The 17,663-nt window shown below is 49.4% G+C and carries 19 protein-coding genes; 10 read left to right on the top strand and 9 right to left on the bottom strand.

Annotated features, from left to right (window positions below):
• Positions 1 to 87: 87 nt before the first annotated feature.
• From ACIOU6_RS02460 to ACIOU6_RS02440, 5 genes are all read right to left on the bottom strand, one after another.
• Positions 88 to 1,008, bottom strand: a complete 921-nt coding sequence (locus ACIOU6_RS02460) for a LysR family transcriptional regulator (RefSeq protein ID WP_221729396.1) — start codon at positions 1,006 to 1,008, stop codon at positions 88 to 90.
• 71 nt (positions 1,009 to 1,079) lie between these two features.
• Complete coding sequence (locus ACIOU6_RS02455; protein ID WP_401133527.1) at positions 1,080 to 3,188, bottom strand: DUF6311 domain-containing protein; 2,109 nt, start codon at positions 3,186 to 3,188, stop codon at positions 1,080 to 1,082.
• Positions 3,185 to 3,571, bottom strand: coding sequence for a GtrA family protein (locus ACIOU6_RS02450; RefSeq protein ID WP_221729398.1), 387 nt, complete (start codon positions 3,569 to 3,571; stop codon positions 3,185 to 3,187). Before ACIOU6_RS02450 ends, ACIOU6_RS02455 begins: the two co-directional genes overlap by 4 nt.
• Positions 3,568 to 4,278, bottom strand: a complete 711-nt coding sequence (locus ACIOU6_RS02445) for a class I SAM-dependent methyltransferase (protein WP_401133524.1) — start codon at positions 4,276 to 4,278, stop codon at positions 3,568 to 3,570. The genes ACIOU6_RS02450 and ACIOU6_RS02445 overlap by 4 nt, the downstream gene beginning before the upstream one ends.
• Positions 4,279 to 4,281: 3 nt before the next feature.
• The gene (locus tag ACIOU6_RS02440) at positions 4,282 to 5,247 is read right to left on the bottom strand and encodes a glycosyltransferase family 2 protein (RefSeq protein ID WP_401133521.1); all 966 of its coding nucleotides are present in this window, start codon (positions 5,245 to 5,247) and stop codon (positions 4,282 to 4,284) included.
• A 277-nt stretch (positions 5,248 to 5,524) separates the two neighbouring features.
• Between ACIOU6_RS02440 and ACIOU6_RS02435 the strand changes: the two genes are divergently transcribed.
• The 6 genes from ACIOU6_RS02435 to ACIOU6_RS02410 all read left to right on the top strand — a co-directional run bounded on the left by ACIOU6_RS02435 (position 5,525) and on the right by ACIOU6_RS02410 (position 11,149).
• On the top strand, positions 5,525 to 5,716 hold the full coding sequence (locus tag ACIOU6_RS02435; RefSeq protein ID WP_221729401.1) for a DUF1508 domain-containing protein: 192 nt from the start codon (positions 5,525 to 5,527) through the stop codon (positions 5,714 to 5,716).
• A 151-nt stretch (positions 5,717 to 5,867) separates the two neighbouring features.
• Positions 5,868 to 6,074 carry a hypothetical protein gene (locus ACIOU6_RS02430; protein WP_221729402.1) on the top strand — a complete coding sequence of 69 codons (207 nt, stop codon included), beginning with the start codon at positions 5,868 to 5,870 and terminating at the stop codon, positions 6,072 to 6,074.
• 245 nt (positions 6,075 to 6,319) lie between these two features.
• Positions 6,320 to 6,646 (top strand): DUF3077 domain-containing protein, encoded by a 327-nt coding sequence (locus ACIOU6_RS02425; protein ID WP_401133595.1) that lies wholly within the window; start codon positions 6,320 to 6,322, stop codon positions 6,644 to 6,646.
• On the top strand, positions 6,573 to 8,381 hold the full coding sequence (locus tag ACIOU6_RS02420) for a tyrosine-type recombinase/integrase (protein ID WP_401133518.1): 1,809 nt from the start codon (positions 6,573 to 6,575) through the stop codon (positions 8,379 to 8,381). Before ACIOU6_RS02425 ends, ACIOU6_RS02420 begins: the two co-directional genes overlap by 74 nt.
• Before the next feature lie 212 nt (positions 8,382 to 8,593).
• On the top strand, positions 8,594 to 9,418 hold the full coding sequence (locus ACIOU6_RS02415) for a GIY-YIG nuclease family protein (RefSeq protein ID WP_401133515.1): 825 nt from the start codon (positions 8,594 to 8,596) through the stop codon (positions 9,416 to 9,418).
• A 66-nt stretch (positions 9,419 to 9,484) separates the two neighbouring features.
• Positions 9,485 to 11,149, top strand: coding sequence for a DUF262 domain-containing protein (locus ACIOU6_RS02410; protein ID WP_401133513.1), 1,665 nt, complete (start codon positions 9,485 to 9,487; stop codon positions 11,147 to 11,149).
• Between the two features lie 94 nt (positions 11,150 to 11,243).
• Here ACIOU6_RS02410 and ACIOU6_RS02405 read toward each other — a convergent pair whose 3' ends face one another.
• Positions 11,244 to 12,368: a restriction endonuclease gene (locus ACIOU6_RS02405; protein ID WP_401133511.1), complete on the bottom strand. Its 1,125-nt coding sequence runs from the start codon at positions 12,366 to 12,368 to the stop codon at positions 11,244 to 11,246.
• 183 nt (positions 12,369 to 12,551) lie between these two features.
• Here ACIOU6_RS02405 and ACIOU6_RS02400 point away from each other — a divergent pair, with 183 nt between their 5' ends.
• Positions 12,552 to 13,262, top strand: coding sequence for an endonuclease NucS domain-containing protein (locus ACIOU6_RS02400; RefSeq protein WP_401133509.1), 711 nt, complete (start codon positions 12,552 to 12,554; stop codon positions 13,260 to 13,262).
• A gap of 79 nt (positions 13,263 to 13,341) precedes the next feature.
• A complete protein-coding gene (locus ACIOU6_RS02395; protein WP_401133506.1) occupies positions 13,342 to 14,073 on the top strand; it encodes a tetratricopeptide repeat protein in 732 nt (243 codons plus the stop codon).
• Positions 14,074 to 14,087: 14 nt separating this feature from the next.
• On the opposite strand, the gene ACIOU6_RS02390 is transcribed toward ACIOU6_RS02395, so the two are convergent.
• The 3 genes from ACIOU6_RS02390 to ACIOU6_RS02380 all read right to left on the bottom strand — a co-directional run bounded on the left by ACIOU6_RS02390 (position 14,088) and on the right by ACIOU6_RS02380 (position 15,800).
• Complete coding sequence (locus ACIOU6_RS02390) at positions 14,088 to 14,648, bottom strand: hypothetical protein (RefSeq protein ID WP_401133503.1); 561 nt, start codon at positions 14,646 to 14,648, stop codon at positions 14,088 to 14,090.
• A gap of 135 nt (positions 14,649 to 14,783) precedes the next feature.
• On the bottom strand, positions 14,784 to 15,155 hold the full coding sequence (locus tag ACIOU6_RS02385; RefSeq protein WP_401133501.1) for a histone-like nucleoid-structuring protein, MvaT/MvaU family: 372 nt from the start codon (positions 15,153 to 15,155) through the stop codon (positions 14,784 to 14,786).
• A 63-nt stretch (positions 15,156 to 15,218) separates the two neighbouring features.
• Positions 15,219 to 15,800 carry a hypothetical protein gene (locus tag ACIOU6_RS02380; protein WP_401133498.1) on the bottom strand — a complete coding sequence of 194 codons (582 nt, stop codon included), beginning with the start codon at positions 15,798 to 15,800 and terminating at the stop codon, positions 15,219 to 15,221.
• A 177-nt stretch (positions 15,801 to 15,977) separates the two neighbouring features.
• Here ACIOU6_RS02380 and ACIOU6_RS02375 point away from each other — a divergent pair, with 177 nt between their 5' ends.
• Both ACIOU6_RS02375 and ACIOU6_RS02370 read left to right on the top strand, forming a co-directional pair.
• Positions 15,978 to 17,183 (top strand): zincin-like metallopeptidase domain-containing protein, encoded by a 1,206-nt coding sequence (locus tag ACIOU6_RS02375; protein WP_401133496.1) that lies wholly within the window; start codon positions 15,978 to 15,980, stop codon positions 17,181 to 17,183.
• Entirely contained in the window at positions 17,180 to 17,344 is a 165-nt protein-coding gene (locus ACIOU6_RS02370; RefSeq protein ID WP_164651253.1) for a hypothetical protein, read from the top strand. Before ACIOU6_RS02375 ends, ACIOU6_RS02370 begins: the two co-directional genes overlap by 4 nt.
• Positions 17,345 to 17,663: the final 319 nt, after the last annotated feature.

Genomic DNA, 17,663 nt, shown 5'->3' with positions numbered 1-17,663 from the left:
TCTCCGCCAGATTCATATTTCACAGCAAAGCAGGCAGACACCCTCCCGGCAAGTTGAACACCGTCCCACAGGGCTATGCCGTGTGTTTTACAGCGGTGTCGGGGGCCGCTCGCTCATCAAGGCTTCAAGCCGCGAACGCAACCAGCGCTCCGCCGGGTCGCTGTCGACGTGGCTGAGCCAGACCATCGACAGGTCGAGTGTCGGCGTCTTGAACGGGAACGGTTCCTTGAACAGCAACCCGGAGGTGGCCATGGCGGCGGCGGCGTAATCCGGCAGGCTGGCAATGAGGTCCGTGCCGGCCAACAACGCCGGCAGCGCGCTGTATTGCGGCACCGACAGCACCACCTGACGGGTACGGCCAAGCTCTGCCAGCCACTCGTCGGCGAAACCACTGACGTTGGCGGTGTGGGACACCAGGACGTGGGGACGTGCGCAATATTCATCGAGGGTCAGCGGTGTATCGCAGGCGTCGGCACGCAAGATGCTCGGCTGAATGTGCCGCAACAGTTTGCGTTTGGCGTTGGCCGGCAGGCCACGGGTCTGACTGATACCGACCGTGATGTCGCCGGCGGCCAGCAGATCGGGAATTCGCCAGTAGTCGACGTGTTGCACCACAAACACCACGTTCGGTGCTTCCTGACGCAAAGCGCGCAACGCCGGCGGCAACAGGCCGAATTCGACGTCATCGGACAGACCGATGCGGAACGTCATGGTACTGACCGCAGGATCGAAATCACGGGTCAGGCTCAATGCCACTGACAACGAATCCAGCGCCGGTTTGAGGTGACGGAAGATATCTTCAGCGCGGGCCGTCGGCTCCATGCGGTGCCCGACACGAATGAACAACGGATCGTTGAGCATCGTGCGCAAACGGTTGAGCGCCGAACTGATGGTCGGCTGACCGAGAAACAGCTTCTCCGCCGCCCGGGTCACGTTGCGCTCGAGCATCAAGGTTTCGAAGACCACCATCAGGTTGATGTCGGCCTTGCGTAGTTCATTGCGATTCATTCACTGCCCCCGCTCCCCGGAATACGGGCAGTGTAGAAAGGCCTGGGGTATGCCGTCTACGAATGTCTGAATCAGTTGAGAGTCATCGCCTTCAATCCCAAGGCCAGCAGTCGTTGGTCATTGCCCATACCTAACGCCTGAGGACTGATCGCGTCGGCAAACTGCAATCGTAACCGCAGTAAACCGTCTTCCCTGATACGTTGATGCATGGCCGGCGTCAGCTTCAACTCCAAAGTGTTGCCGTCGTTTTTCTCCAACGTTGTAGTCAATGCCTGAAGACCATTGATTGTGGCCAGGACACCCTGTCTGGTATGGGTCGCAGACACCAGCGCGGTAGCGTCCAGGCGCAGAGTTCGCGCGGTATCAGGGACACGCATGACGATTTCGGCGTCGACCCCGCTGGACCACACCCCCCACGATTCAGCATCCGCCCAGCCTCGGGCGAGAAACACACTGCCCGCCGCACCATAACTGAACTGAAGAGTTTGCCCAGGCGAGAACTCGGGAACCAGTTGCGCAGGCGTCTGTTCAACGGACACCTGCAGGCAGCTACCACACTGCTTCCAACCAGGCGCCAGCACGTAGAACCCGTCGATGCGCGCGAACAAATCGTTACGCGTATTGACGGTCGACACCGCCTGCAGCAATGCCCGATCGCTGAGCAGATATAGCGAGTCGGCTTCGTATTGCCCGGAGTCAAGCATTTCAGAGGTGTGTCGATCAGCGCGCTGCCATTGATCCTTACCCATGCGCCCAAGATACACGGCGTCGGTTGGCAACCCATGACTGGCTGCGAATGAGGCGACCTTGAGCCATTGCGCTGAGAGGTTTTGCGGCAGGATCCAGCGAATTTTTTTGTAGTGCGCTGCGGCGCTCTGCCAAAAGGGATCCTTAAAAGGTGTAGCCCAATGCGCGGACGGCTCCACCATCAACATCTTGCGCACCAGAGACCATCCACTGCGCGTATCTGCAACCTGAACCACAAGTGCCAATGACAGCAGGCAGATGGCCGTTCGCGGAGGGTTAGCGCGAATCACCAGAAACACGATGACCAGGATAATGGCGTAGTAAACCGGCCAGAACATACGCCCCGAAGCCCGAAAAATGTTAGCAATCGCGATGATATTGTCCGGCAGTGGATAAACAAAATTCAGCCCACCCACCGCGATGTTGTTGGACAGTGCAAACACCGTCAGCCCCACCAGAGCGAGCAGCAGAAAGACATACCGGCGCAATGCCACACCCAGTCCGGTTTGGCCTCGCAAAACACCCACCAGCCCACAAACAGCCAGCAACAACAATCCCAGACCGAGGAAACCGAACCCCTCCGAATCCCCCAGACCATTGGGTAGATCCTTTAGGACATAAGACCAGTTATTGGCATTGAACAACGTCAGCACGTTGGCACGGTACAGGCCAAAACCGTCAGAAACAGCATCGGCGCCATTGACCGAGAAGTAACCGGCCTGCCAGCAACAGAAACTGACCAGCGTGAACAGCAATACCAATTCGGCCGCCGCGTTACGCAGCGTCAGCCTCGACTTGAAGCAGCGCGCGGCCAGATCGGCCAGCCAGATCAACGCCACCATCGCCAGTAGATACGCATGTATCAACGCCGTACAACCCAACAGAACGCCCCAAGCCAAACGTCGGCGCTCATCGTAGGGACGCAGCGCCAGGTACAAGGCAGCGAGAATCACGAAATGCCCGGCTAGCGACAGATGCACCGGCATGCGCACAATCATCGGCGGAGCAAACAGAAACAGCGCTGCGCCCAACGCTCGCAGGGGGATATTCGCCGTGATCAGGCCCAGCAACTTCCACGCGAACCAGGCCTGCAAGACGAAACACGCCAGAAACCAGAAACCGAAATACTGAAAGGTGTCTGGCAACACGCCGTCAAACGGCTTGAAAAAAAACGCCAGCAACGGGTTAGAGTCAGAGAAGATCAAACCGTTGCCCAACTCCAGCCCATAAGTCGGGTTCAGGCCCAGTGGAAAGGTCCACGGCGCATGCCGAAAAAACACCCATCCCAGGTAGTGGGTAGCTGGATCGCCCTGCCCCAGCCATGCAATGTTTTGTGGGTTGAGTGCGCGAGGGCCGACCACAATGAAAAAGGCCAATAACCCGATCAGTACCGGCAGCAATATGACCGCCAAGCGTTTTGCCGAATCCTTCATCGATACGTCCAGAAATTGTGCAATACAAACGTGAAAGCAGGAACCGTCAACGCTACCGCCCCGATGCCCAGCAAATAGTGCATTCCGGCCATTTGCGCCGCCCAGGCAACAAACATCGCCAGCACAAATCCACCCAACGAAACCAGCAGGAAACGCAGCAACGTTCTGCCATGCAATCGGGCCGAGAAACTCCAGGTGGTATTGATCAGATAGGAAACGACCGTCGCAACGGCAAACGCCACGCCATTGGCAAGGGGTGGCTGAGGGGTGACGAAATTAATGAACATCACCGCGACCAGCGCATGCAGCGCGGTGACAAACACACCGGTCACGGCAAAGCGTATACCGCGCTGGATTAACGCGGACTTTTCGGCTGACGTCACGGTTTTTGCGCCAACACAAAAACGCTCAACCCGGCCAGACGGTTCAGGCCCATCAACGGCAGTTCAAGGCGGCACAGGGTCTTGAGCACTGAGTTCACCAGCGGGTGATGACGTTTGAGTTGTGAGTGTGGTGTCGACGCCTGCGCGCCTTGCGGTAACAAACGCAAGGCTGCCGCAATCGGGAACACCGCGCCGAAATAGTAAGCGCCGCGCTGCACCGTCAAACCAGCATCGCGAGCCAGTGTTTCGAACTGCGCCAAGGTGTAGCGGCGCTTGTGTTCAAGAAAATCATCGTGACCGCTCCAGAGAAACTGGAACGCCGGTACAGTCATCAGGAAACGGCTGCCGGACGGCACTTTTTCGACATACGCCTTGAGCAGACCGAGGTCGTCATCGACATGTTCGAGGACGTCCATCAGCAGCACCAGGTCGGCGTCGATGGTTTCAATGCCGCGCCGGTAATGCACGGGCTTACCGGCGGTGCTCGCGTCGGAATCGGCGGGGTAGCTGATGTCCACGCACCATGCTTCGCGCGCATCGGTGCGGATCAGCAGGTGGTGGGAGAAAAACCCGGAACCGGCGCCCACATCGAGAATCCGTCTGATCGGCGCGTCACCGAGCAACCGCCGGGTGGCGGCCGCTTTGGAGCAGTAATACCAGTGCTCGCCGATACTGTCACCGAGGATGTCGGTTTCCTTGAGATCCATGTTTCAGTCCTTCGGGTCGTAGACGCGACGCACCAGAAAAACCGGCCGGCGTTTGGATTCGATATAAGTGCGGCCCAGGTACTCACCGAGAACGCCGATGCCAATCAATTGCAGGCCGCCGAGGAACGTTACAGCGACCATCAGCGAGGCATAACCGGGCATGTCGACGCCATGTATCAGCGTGCGCAAGACAATGAAAATTGCGAAGGCGAAGGATACGAGAGACACGAAAGCCCCCAGATACGTCCAGATCCGCAGCGGTTCGGTACTGAAACTGGTGATGCCCTCCAAAGCAAAGTTCCACAACCGCCAGCCGTTGAACTTGCTATGCCCGGCCACGCGTTCGGGACGCTCGTAATCGACGTGAGTGGTGCGGAATCCGACCCAGGCGAACAGGCCTTTCATGAAACGTCGGGATTCGGGCAAAGTCAGCAGGGCATCCACCACGCAACGATCCATCAGGCGGAAATCGCCAACGTTCTCGGGCAATGGCTGTTCGGCGATTTTATTGTGCAGGCGATAGAACCAGTGGGCCGACGTCTGCTTGGCCCAGGTGTCACTGTTGCGACTGATGCGGTGACCGAGCACCACTTCGAAGCCCTCTCGCCAACGCTCAATCATGCGCAAAATGACTTCAGGCGGATCCTGCAGATCGGCATCGATCGGCACCACGATCTGCCCGGTAGCCATCTGTAAACCGGCGGACAACGCCGCCTCTTTGCCGAAGTTACGGCTCAGATCGACGATGCGCAGACGCGAATCGCTCTGCAGGCGTTCAAGCAAGCGCTCAAGCGTGGTGTCAGTGCTGCCGTCATTGACGAACACCAGCTCAAGGTCAATCAACGCTTGCGCCTGGAAGACCTCATTTATACGCAGGAGAAACGTGCCGAGACTGTCCTCCTCGTTAAAAACGGGGACAACCAACGACAATGTCACCCGAGCGGCCTGTTGCGTTCCATGCTCAGTCAAAGGAGTGCTCTTTTTATAGTGATTGTCGGTCGCCGAACGATTTTCGACGCCATGAGCCGTCACGTATTAAGCAGTAGCGCCGAAATCGATGCAAGGACGAAACGGCGACATTCCAGCCAAACCAGAGGTCGATTACTGCGCTCTAGCCCGCCCCCTTCAGAAACATCCGCGAACGATTGGAAACAAATGTCCGATAGCCAAAAAAACCGTCTGCGCTAGGCTTGCGACCATGCGTCAAAAAGGCTGTCGCACAAATAAATCGCATGGAGCGAACTGAATGTATTTCGAGATTTACAGACAATCCAAAGGCACCCCGAGCACCGGCAAAGGGCAATGGCGCTGGAGGCTGCGCGCAGGCAATCACGAGACCATCGCCAGTGGTGAGTCTTATGTGAACAAAGCGGATTGTTTACATGTGATCGAGTTGATCAAAGGAGCAACAGGGGAGACGCCGGTGAAGGAGATTTAACCGCGAGAGTGAATGAGCGACTGCGTCCTACAACCTTTTCCTTTTTTGTTCGAACGACTGGCGGGCCGTCTTTACGTCCCTACGCTCAGTGACGTATGGGGCAATCCGGCCCTGTTTCTCCACATCATTTGAACCCAAAAGGAGCCGCACAATGGCTAGAGACAAAGCGAAAGACGACAAGTACTTCAACTGCACCCAAGAACATGAGGCCGACTACGTCGCCAGCCTCTACCCGGATGCCAAAGAAGAAGTCAAAACCTTCCTGGCTTCGGCATGCCAGGACAACACGCTGCATAACTCGACGCACAAGGAAGTTTATGAGCTGATCAAACAGGAGCTAGGGCACTCGCTGTCGTGAGTGGCTGAGTGCGGGGAGCGGTAGCTCCTGCAAAAATAAAAAGGCCCCGCAGGTTTGATCCTGCGGGGCCCTTCCATGTTCGGTGAAGTAACTCGTCGGCAGAATGCGGCAGCTCCGGAATCGAGGGAGCTGACAAACAAGCAACCGGTTAAACCCGCTTCGCCTGCACCGCGATACAAGCCTTCTCTGATCACACGTCTCTATGTACGGAGGCGCAAAATGACCGAAACCCAGAAGAAAAAACCATCGGATTCACCCCGTTCATCTACGACTCAGACAACGCACTGTTCCATGTCAGCGCCGGCGTCCGCGTCAGCGAAGCGCTGTCGCAAGCTTCCGATCTGCCAGGCCTCGCCAAATCCTTCGCAGAAGACGCAGCGTTCATGAGACACACCGACCGTTACGCCTGGGTTGCGTATTACCTGACTGCGATGGGTAAAGCGGTGATTAACGATGTGAAAACCCAAGAAGTCGGCACTCAAAGCCGGAAAATAGCGGTTGGCCGATCTTACTATCCACCCAGAAACGAAAAAGCCCCGCAGATTTTCATCTACGGGGCTTTCTCTATGTAATGGCGGAGAGATAGGGAAAATACGCCACCTTCTCTACAGCCCTTACACCCCCAGCCCTCCGAAGACTCCGCTTCATTTTGGTACAAAATACTGGTACAAAACAGTATCTCCACCGAAAAAGGCGTGCCCTAGCATGGCAGCGGACAATCTTATCCTCAAAGCGGGCACATGGCACGCCAGATTCGTGATCCCAGAGGACCTACGAGAATATTTCGGGAAGAGTCAGTTTTCCCAATCCTTGAAGACTGGCTCCAAAGCCGATGCTCAAAATCTCAAAATCCCTCACATCAAGCGGTGGAAAGCTGAGATAGAAACGAAGCGAAAAATGCTGCGTGACGAAAGCGGTGATTTAAAGCTGAATATGGATTTTGAAGAGGTTAAAGAAGTAGCCGTGTCGTACATGGCTACAAAGGCGGAAAAAGAAAAGGATTATCTAGCCAAACTGGTAAATGACCTGATCGGCAATGGCGCAGAATTTGGCGAAACTGAATTAGTAATGAAAAGGGATGAACAAAAAGAAAGGGTTATGCACCTTCATGTTCAAGGCTATATTTCTGATCAGGAATATGAAGACCTTATAGAAGAGTTTGATGTCTGGTACGTCAAACACAGCATGATCATTGAAAAGGAAGGTAAGTTAGGATTTGAAACCATCGTCGCCGCAGTAAAGTACTTAAACAGATTAACCACTCAGCTTGATTTAAAAATGCTTATGGGAGAACTTTCCGAAACAGATGAGTTCACCATTACAGAGCGAAAGGATGTGGTGGAATCCGCTAAACATTATGAAGCTCACGCACCAGAAACGCCCTTCACCAAAGCAAACCTAGAAAAGTTTTCAGAATATCAAAAGAAGATTCGGAAAGTCATTGATAAGACAGTAGACATGCAAGTTAGCCGCTTAGATAAGATTAACGATTGGCTAAAAAAAGAAAAATTGCCGTTGGAACATAAAAGCGTGCGTCTCTTTCTTGAATCGCAAACATCTCTTTCACCTAAAACAAAGAAACAATATGTTTTGGCAGGCAATACATTTTATAAATGGGGAATGAATAACCTTACACGCTTCGAAGCTAAATACCAGAATATGAAACCCCCATTTCAAAACCACGAATTCCCTACATCGCGTAAAGGTAAAGCTCAAGTAGAAGCAGAGCGTAAAAATTACACGGTCAAACAAGCCGAAGAAATTTATGCCAACGCAAAAGAAGTTAAAGGTAAAAACCGGCAACACTTGATGGATGCGATACGCATTGGTGCTTTCACAGGCATGAGAATTGAAGAAATATGCCAGCTAGAAATTCAACGAGATTTGGTGGATGACGAAGGTGTTTACTGTATTTCCTTGGATGAGGGCAAAAACCGCTCGTCAATTCGTAAGGTGCCGATCCATCCTAATTTACTCCCAATTATTAAACGCATGAAAGAAAACTCCAAGGATGGTTTCCTCGTCCCCTCCCCGGCTGGAAATAAGTACGGCATAAGGTCGGATTTTCTAAGCAAGGCGTTTGGGCGGTTGAAAACCTCGATGGGTTTCAACGAACAGTACGTTTTTCACAGCTTTCGAGGCACAGTAATTACACAGCTTCAACGGGCTGGCGTTGCGGAATTGACCGTCAAATGTATTGTTGGGCATGAAACCGGTGAAGTGACCTGGGACATCTACAGCGATGGTGCGTCTCCAGAACAGAAATTTGAAGCTATAAAAAAGTTGAAATATGACTTCGCTGACTAGGTAGAGGATCTACTTTTCAATATCTACCCAAAACCCGGCTTCTACTGGCTCCTTTCAGCCCGCGTCTCAGTATCCAGAATGACCGGGCTGAAGTGCCTGTTTTTGTTTTTCGAAACCGTGCATCTACCCATCAAGCCCTGAAGGCAAATATCCCCGCGCAGCGGAATGCGTCAAATGCTAGATTCTCGAATCGCCCGAGGATTTTTACCATCATGCTCATGCAGTTCTTGACCAGCCTCTTGCCTACCCTGACACCCGATAACACCAAGATCCATTTGGCACAGCACAACGGGATCGAACACCCAATGGACGTGTACCTGGCTGGGGACTTTGATGAGTGGCAGTCGTGGCAGTCGAGGAAGAATTTCGAGTGCCAATACGTCATCGGCCTTGTTGAGATTCCAGAGTCCAAGAAATGGCTCCTAGCTGGGATCTACGATTCGTTGAAGGTGAAGGAGGTACGCCAAGGCAAGGTCAATCGTGACTACGTTTACGAATACCGCCGTGTGCCAGAGTTCGAAGAGCTGGCGGGACGTTTGGTCTTGGAGTACAAAAAACCAAGGGCCAACTACCTCTACCTCAAGACATGCATGCCCACGATGAAACTGTCCGAAATCCTAGAAAGGAAAATGACCGTGGGGGGATTCCCCGGCTTTAAGGATGTAGACATTAGCTTCCAAGAATTGAAAATCATCGCCAGGGAAGGGATCGTGTCGTGGCAGACTGCTTTGAGCAGCGTTGCAGGCGTATACCTGATATCCGACCGCACCGAGGGTGAACACCAACTATATGTAGGCTCTGCCACGGGCACAGGTGGCTTGTGGGATCGTTGGGTGACTTACTCAAAGAATGGGCATGGCGGTAACACCCGAATACGTGACCTTCACCTGAAACGTGGTGAGTCGTTTTCTGAACATTTCAGGTTCAGCATCTTAGAAATTGCCGATAAGCACACTGGCGCTGACGAGATGAAGGATAAGGAAATTCACTGGAAAAAGAGACTATTGACTCGTGACAGTGGATTGAATGGCAACTAACTAAAATACGAAAACTTAAAAATCATTCATTATTATTGTGAAAGCAATACTTATAAGGAAATATACATGGCAGTTAAAAGCAAGGTAATCCAGGCAGAACCTCAATTTCTTCTACGTCCGGAAAACGCCGTCAAAAAATATGAAGCGCTTTTCCTTGAAATTGATTCTGGCCAAATTAAACTGCCGATGTTTCAACGTGAATTTGTTTGGGATAAAGAACAAAGTTCCAAATTAATCGACAGCATTCTCAAAGGATACCCCATCGGTACGTTCATTTTATGGAAGACCAAGGATACCTTGCGATCCGTAAAAGATATTGGAAATCATAAGCTACCAGATACGCCCAAAGGGGACTATGCGCAGTACATACTGGACGGTCAGCAACGCATCACCTCCCTATATGCTATTCGCAAGGGCATTCGCATTACCAAAGACAAAAAAGAAATTGATTACAAAGATATTTATGTAAATCTCGACTACGACTCTTTAACTGATGAGCAAATTGTCACCAGCGATCAGGAAGATGAAAAAACATATGTATCTGTACATGACCTACTCACTTTAGACGCCTTAGACTTTCTCGATGAAATTGGAAAAGAGAGGGCTAAAATATTCCAAGAATTCAAAACAAATTTAACAACGTATGACTTTGCGACTATTACAATCAAGGACTACCCAATAGAAATTGCTTGCGACGTGTTCGCCCGGATAAATACAGGCGGAAAGCCGCTTACGCTTTTTGAAATCATGGTAGCTATGACTTACGATGAAGCTAGGGGGTTTGACCTTGCGTTAAAGTATGAAGAACTGATCAATGGTAGCGACGAAGTAGATAAAAGCTTAGCCAAGGCTAAATTTGATACGATTCCGGCTGCAGCAGTACTTCAGTCCGTAGCAGCAATCTCCGTTAGAAGTATTAGAGCTAAAGATATTTTAAAGATTGGTCGAGAAAAGTTCATTACGAATTGGAACCCAATGGTTTCGTCGATGTTCACAGCAGTTGATTTCGTAAGATCTAACCTGCGCGTGCCTGTATCTCAGCTTCTACCCTATTCCTCTTTGTTGGTTCCACTGACATATTTCTTTTACAGAAATGATAATAAGCGACCAACCGAATCTCAATCAAAGCTTTTAAAGCAATTTTTCTATTGGGTTGGTTTAAATTCCCGATATAGCGGGTCGACAGAAACAAAGATAGCAGAAGACTTAAAACGAATGGCTCAGATCCTTAGAGAACACAAACCAAAATATCCAGCGGATGAGCTTTCAATATCTGCAGAAGACATAGCTGGAACTTGGTTTTCGGCTGGCAACTCTCGTATCAAAACTATCCTTTGCCTATTTGCCTCGAAAAAGCCAAGAAACCTGGATGACAACAGTGACGTAATGTTAGACAACTCAAACTTGAAAATCGCGTCTAGCAGAAACTACCATCATTTCTTCCCCAAAGCTTTTATTAATAAGCACTTTGAAGGTATCCAGCCCAATTTAGTTGCAAATATTACGCTAATTGATGCCGCTTCAAATAACAAGATTCGCGCCAAAGCACCTAGCCTTTATGTAAAAGAGTTTGAAGGAACCAACTCAAAGCTCGCATCAACTCTCAGATCACACCTTATTGGCGCACCTAAAACTTACGGAATCCTTGATGATGATTACTTAAAGTTTATTGATAAACGGTCAGCCGCGATTGCTGCAGCTCTCAATGAAGCGTTAAATCCAGAGCTATAAAGCACATAAGGAAGCTGATGCTCGCAGTTGCAGGAACAGCTTCCTAACAAATCTGGTTCGTCCACTTCAATTTTCGACATGCCGAGTGCCTCTATTAACTGATTTCGGACGCATCGATATTGAACAATTCAACTCTCAATTTCTTTGCCATTTCGGTAGCAGCATTAGTAAAGCCGTTAATTGAAAAAACCGCAAAGCGAGTGCATTCATAATAAGCACCACCAGAATACACCTGCATGACCGCATCAGGTCCAACGGGAGTAGCGTATTTCTTACACTGAATTGCAATCTTTTCTGTATTTGAAATAGCTATTAAATCGACTCCAAAATCACCAGTAGCAGGCGTGGTGGTAACGGAGTATCCGAAACCTCTATAAAGTTTCTCTACGTGATTTTCAAAACCCAAGCCAACTTGAAGCGTGGATGGTTGATAGGTTTCCAGTGTTTCCGTCGAATTCATTGCGGTATAAACAACTGCCCCCCACCATATCAAGCTATGCGGATAGTCATAACCAAAATTCTTTTTTAGAATTCTATATATTTTCGCGTAATCAATCTCGCCATTGATGTACGTTATTTTCTGTGAAGAAAAAGCGTTCCTTATCAAGTCAATTTGATTGTATATTTTTACAAAAGCGGACTCAAACCTACTGACCTCAAGACTTAAAGTGGTGAGTCTAGATATAAATTCATTGACTGCTTCTAAGCCACCACTAAATCGAAGTCCATTTGCGATTTCAGCAAAAAGCTCCAGCGCATTCGGCTGGATGAGTCGCAAACCAGGTCCATTCTCAACGAATTTTAAAAACCCGTGGATTTCGACCGATGCTAAATCCTGATATCGTTCCTGATTAAGTGGTTCGCCTACATTCCGATCTTTTGCGTTCTCAGCAACTAAATGCGCAGACCACCACTTATTATTAAGATTACCGTCATCAGACCTACCCTCTTCGGTGATAAGGTCGATTTCATGCTTAAGATCATCTGCTATTTTTTGGTAGTGAGCTTGCTCATGATAAATATCCGAATCACGAAGCTCTTTAATTTGAATGTCTAATGAATCACGGACAGAATTTAGATAGCTACAAATTCCTTTTAAAGGATGAAGCTGTATTTCCCCCGCCTTTTTAAACTCCTCATCCATGAGTTTAGATAAATAAAATGGATCAAGAATCACTGCACATGAATTTCTGTTTCCTAGCCCGGTTTCATACATCATTTTATTTTCCTTAAAATCACTTCCTTCTCTGAAATCTACCACAGCTTGATCTGACTATCGACGCTAAAAATCTGCCCCACACATGCCAGTTATCAGATTGGAAATAGCCAATACAATTGACCTTTCTGGTCGCAAAAATGGTTAATCTACGCTCCTACGCTACGAAAGGATTTGAGTCAGCTCATGCAGCCACCTAAAAAATACCTGATAGTGAAGGCAGGCCAGGATGGAGCCAACGACCTCCTCCCAATGAAAGAGTGGTGCAGGCAGAACCCGACTGAAGCCCCTCCAATGAATCCCAACGAAGCTAACTCACAGCAGCTTCGCAAAGGGTTTGCCCGCATGGGTTGGGTCATAGAAGAAACCGAGACACAGGTTTTGATCCTTCACCCAGGAACGCCGCAAACAGCACTTAAAGACCTGGAAAACGAAGAGCTAGAGCAGGAAGGTGGTGAAACGCCTGACGATGCTCGGGGCAGCGTCTTTGAGCTGGAATGGCAGCTGCGTGACTTCATTGCTCATAACATCGAATCACTGTCTGTTGATGGCAAAAGCTTGCGCCTATACGTCGATGACCAAGGACGAGACGGCGTTGAATACCCCACTGGTGTTGGCCCTATAGACATTCTGGCAATAGACAGCGATGGCGCCTATGTCGTCTTTGAGCTGAAACGCGGTCGCGTAGCCGACAAAGCCATAGGCCAGATAAGCCGGTACATGGGCTGGCTGATTACGAACAAGGAAGAGGGAACGAAGGTGAAGGGAGTGATTGTCGCGAAGGACATAAGCCAGAATTTGCGTCATGCCGTTGTGGCAGTACCAAACGTCTCACTTTTTGAGTATCACATCAGCTTCACATTGAACGAGGTCAAAGCCGCCAATTTCAGAGGTTGATGAATACCAGCTCTACCTACCAACCGAAGACGGATCAGCGTCTATGCTGCACTCATCCCTTCGGCCCGAGGTGTTATGGATGCGCCTGCTCTCTGCCATTTTGATAGCTCTGGTACTTGTAGGCTGCGATAAGCCTCCTACCCTAGAGCAAGGCATGTATTTCTATACACAGGGCCAGCACGGACCCGCCGTATCAGCTCTTCTGCCTTATGCCGATAAAGGTGACTACCGTGCACAGCTCGTCTTGGGCATGGCCTACCTCCAAAAGGACCTGAAGAATGATGCCAAATCGGCCCATTACTTCAAGCTAGCTGCTGACCAGGGCGACGTTGATGCAATGTATTTCCTTGGAAGAGCTTACCTAGATGGAAATGGCGTGCCTCAAAACAAGCCACTGGGTGAAAGCTATCTAATCAAAGCCAGTGAAGCAGGCTCAATTGCAGCCTTTCGAGACTTAGGGAATATGCTTGCAGATTCCTACAGAGACAGTAATTCTTCTGTTGAAGCGCTCAAAGCAATTCACTTCTACGAAAAAGCGTTTTTACTGGGGGAAGGTAGTGCCGCACTGATGATTTCTACAACGTATGGCAGCGGATCGATCAGTAATAGATATCTAGCATCGGTATGGGATGGGGTATTTCAATTAACTAAAACAAGCCAAAAGACATACGATGCTTTTCGATTCTTGCCTGCAGATCAGAAAGACAAGGCTATGATGGATTCTTACGCCTTGTATTCAAAATACTCATCAATGAAACCGGTAAAAAGCTTTCTAGATGAGGTAAAAAAATATAGAAAGCCCGCCGAATGATTTTCGTCACGGTCTTAGAAGCCAGAACCTGAAGGCGGTGCTGAACCAGCCACTTCTTTAGAAAGCGATTTATGCGTGTATGTCAGGCAAAGGTACTTGACGTTCCCACACGGGGCCTCAAGCGTAATAGCGGAATCCGGCTTGTTCCAGCTCAGAGTGGTAGCCTTGATTTCTTGCCCTAGACCGTTGGTTGCTGTTGAAACGACTGATTTGCCAGCTCCCCATTTTTGGGTAAGACCCGACTCAGCAATCGGATAATTTCTACGGTCAGCCATGAGCATAATCATGTAAAGACGAAGCTCGCCGCTTTTGTCTTTGTCGAAATGATAGTCACCAATTGCAGGGCCGTAGATTTGCCCAAATGGATCATCACCAACGCGGTGACACACCAGCTTCCCCGATCTCTGGTCACACCACCCGGCCTTGCCGTCAGGAGTCAGTCTCCCATTGATAACAGGAAGGGCCTGAAACTCAGTGAGCTTCATTCCTAACACAGCACCATTGAAGTCAAATTCTTGAGCTTGAGAGGCAGCGCAAAAGAAAATCCCTAGAAAAGCCGCTGTAGCTTTACTCATGCTTGTTATATCCCTTTGAAAACGCGCTGATAAGGCGATGGTACACCTAATCACTTCATCAGAGATCAAGGGAGAGTGAGAAAGGAGAAGCCTAATGAAGCACATGCCGCCATTGCGGCGGCACGATAGCTGGTCTTACTTGCTCAACCAGGATTCAACGGTGTCAGCACCAAACTCGCTTTTCCACTCTTTCAGCTGCTTGTGGTTGCCACCTTTAGTTTCGATGGTTTCACCAGTGTGCGGGTTCTTGTAGACCTTAACAACGCGCTCGCGGCGGGTTGCTTTGGCAGCTACAGGAGCAGCAACACCTTTGCGGTTAAGCGAAGCTGGATCGAGGATTGCGATCACGTCACGCAGACTTTTGCCATATTGGCCTAGCAGATTGCGCAGCTTCTCTTCAAATTTGATTTCTTCAGCCAAACCAGCGTCACCTTTCAAGGCTTCCAGTTGGGCCATTTGTTCTGCAAGGTGTTTTTCAAGCTGACGGAATTCTGCAAGCTTCGACATGATGTAACCCTTTAATTAGTGATGATTGGATACTACAACAAATTAATTCAGTTTGAAAATAGGTCAGTCCATTTTCATTTTGAATGGTTTGGATTTAGCTACAAGTTCAAATTTCTTAGCCTTTTCATTCCAAAGCACCACACCATCGGATTGCATCATGTCCGGGCTACCCGCTTTGTAGTAACGCAAATCGCTCATGAAAATTGCAACGCTACTGGCTTTGTGTGCGACACCACCGTTTGCTGGTGCAAGGCTGTCAGCTTCGCTTGGGAACTGCATTGGGGCTTTGTAGAGCTTCCCATCGTTCACATCTACGAAGATCGTGGCTTGGCATCCCGTGCCGCAACCATAAGTAGCAACCACAAAGTGCCCAGCAAAATCGGCTTTCTTGCCAACGGTGCCTTCGATAGATTCTTTGATACGCCACTGCCCTGCCAGGGCTTTGTTACTCGACCAATCGACCTTTGCCAAAGCCTTGCTGGAAACCGTAGAGGCTGGGTATTTCTCAAAGCTGAATCGATCATCTGCATGGCTTGCAGAAGCTACGCACATGGCAAGAGCTACAGCAGTCAAAATCCTTTTCATTTGAATCACTCGATGTTGGTTAGAGGCAAAACCATAGCTCCAGTCTTGAGGATCAATCAAGATCGATCCTAGAAATATTTTAGTGCCTGCAAAACCCGGCAGATATAGCTTAAAAATTGCTTTTCCCTGCAACGCCTAACAGTTCGTCTAGACACAGTGTCCCTGGCTTTATTTCGCGTAGCGAATGCCTTCTAAAAATCAAATGGTAAAATCAGTCATATAACAACCAGAAATTAAATGGCAGTATCTAAACGAAAATCATACAAAGAAAAAAAGGTGTACATCGACAACAGCAAAGAGAAGCTCGAGGGATTCCTTGCGGATAAGGTCGATAGCATCCACGCAATGCTCCAGGCGGAAAATCCAGACGTGCCGGTTTGGAATTCGCCGTGCTTCAAAATTCGATACCTGAACCCGATATCAGGAACAGTCTACAACCTCGAAAACTCGATGCTGCTTTCGATGCTTGGCAAAGAGAAAGGCTTTGAACTGCCTTACTACCTCACCGCGAAACAGGGCTACGACGCTGGCCTGTCAAACAAGGGTGAGAAGGGAGACTTCGTTGTTCACCACTTCGGTATGCAGATAGGGTTCATCAAAGACGGCGAAAAGCCAGGTACTGGGGGTAACGATGATCAGGACAATGCGGAAGGCAAAGTCATCTATAGACGTGCTTCAAAGCTATCCCCTGTCTTCAACCTGCAGCAATTTACAGGCGAGCTACCAGACAAGATAAAAGCGCAGATGGCGCAACGCGCCAAGATCCCAACCCCAGACGAAGTACAGACGGTGCTTCAGTCAGTCATGGATACGATGCCAACACCGCTCAAAAGGCACGCAGGGGCGGAACACAGTAATTACTTCTCTCCCGGTGAAGACACCATCTATATGGCACCGTCTAGCTACTTCAAAAGCGACCTCCACGAGCTATCCACGCTTCTCCACGAAGTCAGCCACTCCTATGGAGTACCCAGCCGAAAGAATCGTGAGAGCCTCGCAAAATATGCCCAGAGCGATGAACACAGGGCTTATGAAGAGCTAGTAGCAAACCTATCAGCGCAAGCCGTGATTAAGCACCTGAACTTCAACCTCACGGACGGCATGCGCGAACAGTTAGACGATGCCTTTTTCAAGAACCACCAGACCTACGATGTGGGTTGGGCTCTCAAGGGCTTGAGGGACAAACCCAGTCAGGTTTTCAAAGCAGCAGCAGACGCAGACCGCACAGCGAACGAGATCATCTACAAGCTTGAGAATGACCTCAAAGCCAAGTTTGACCTGGACCCTACCCTGCCTGTTTCTGACTTCATCAAACAGCGCCTATCTAGGGCTGATACGGATTCCATGCCGCAGGTGAAGCCGCCGACCATCAGCGGCCACGACATCCAGGTAGAGACTGCCACACCCATACAACAACAAAAAAAGAGGACATTGAAAATATGAATAATTTCGAGAAAACCAGACAACAAGCCTTTGAAGATCTCATTGATGGAGACGTAGAGCTAACGGAACTTTACGAGCATGGAATGCTTACAGAGGAATGCTTTGTAGAGGAATCCACAAATGAACCGTACAAAGAAATTCCACCAGAAAGGATTTACTAAGAAAACAAAATGTGATCTTAGAAACCAAACAGGATGAAAATCCTGTTTTTTTTCGTTTTGATATCCACAAATTAGAAATTACAGGGTTTTGATATCGCTTCAGTCTAACACCAGGGAAATCTTAGCTGGAGCTAAGTAATCGTGATATTTATGATCCCCCCTATGAATTCATTCGGAGCCAATTCCGAATACGCTCCGAACAAATTCATAAAGAATTCAGAAGAAATTCCGACATCATTAATAAAGGACTAGGAAAATATTCCTAAAATATTCCTACTAACCCCCTATTTCTATAAATCTAAATGCTACGATATTTAAA

This window comes from Pseudomonas sp. NPDC087615, assembly GCF_044743445.1.
GTDB classification, from domain to species: domain Bacteria; phylum Pseudomonadota; class Gammaproteobacteria; order Pseudomonadales; family Pseudomonadaceae; genus Aquipseudomonas; species Aquipseudomonas baetica_A.
The sequence above is the reverse complement of the archived record's forward strand: the minus strand, read 5'-3'. Positions and strand labels throughout refer to the sequence as shown.

Coding starts and splice junctions, on each gene's coding strand:
- ACIOU6_RS02375 (WP_401133496.1), top strand. CDS start 15,978: ATGGCAGTATCTAAACGAAAATCATACAAAGAAAAAAAGGTGTACATC.
- ACIOU6_RS02390 (WP_401133503.1), bottom strand. CDS start 14,648: ATGAGTAAAGCTACAGCGGCTTTTCTAGGGATTTTCTTTTGCGCTGCC.
- ACIOU6_RS02395 (WP_401133506.1), top strand. CDS start 13,342: ATGCGCCTGCTCTCTGCCATTTTGATAGCTCTGGTACTTGTAGGCTGC.
- ACIOU6_RS02455 (WP_401133527.1), bottom strand. CDS start 3,188: ATGAAGGATTCGGCAAAACGCTTGGCGGTCATATTGCTGCCGGTACTG.
- ACIOU6_RS02445 (WP_401133524.1), bottom strand. CDS start 4,278: ATGGATCTCAAGGAAACCGACATCCTCGGTGACAGTATCGGCGAGCAC.
- ACIOU6_RS02430 (WP_221729402.1), top strand. CDS start 5,868: ATGGCTAGAGACAAAGCGAAAGACGACAAGTACTTCAACTGCACCCAA.
- ACIOU6_RS02405 (WP_401133511.1), bottom strand. CDS start 12,368: ATGATGTATGAAACCGGGCTAGGAAACAGAAATTCATGTGCAGTGATT.
- ACIOU6_RS02400 (WP_401133509.1), top strand. CDS start 12,552: ATGCAGCCACCTAAAAAATACCTGATAGTGAAGGCAGGCCAGGATGGA.
- ACIOU6_RS02415 (WP_401133515.1), top strand. CDS start 8,594: ATGCTCATGCAGTTCTTGACCAGCCTCTTGCCTACCCTGACACCCGAT.
- ACIOU6_RS02410 (WP_401133513.1), top strand. CDS start 9,485: ATGGCAGTTAAAAGCAAGGTAATCCAGGCAGAACCTCAATTTCTTCTA.
- ACIOU6_RS02460 (WP_221729396.1), bottom strand. CDS start 1,008: ATGAATCGCAATGAACTACGCAAGGCCGACATCAACCTGATGGTGGTC.
- ACIOU6_RS02385 (WP_401133501.1), bottom strand. CDS start 15,155: ATGTCGAAGCTTGCAGAATTCCGTCAGCTTGAAAAACACCTTGCAGAA.
- ACIOU6_RS02435 (WP_221729401.1), top strand. CDS start 5,525: ATGTATTTCGAGATTTACAGACAATCCAAAGGCACCCCGAGCACCGGC.
- ACIOU6_RS02370 (WP_164651253.1), top strand. CDS start 17,180: ATGAATAATTTCGAGAAAACCAGACAACAAGCCTTTGAAGATCTCATT.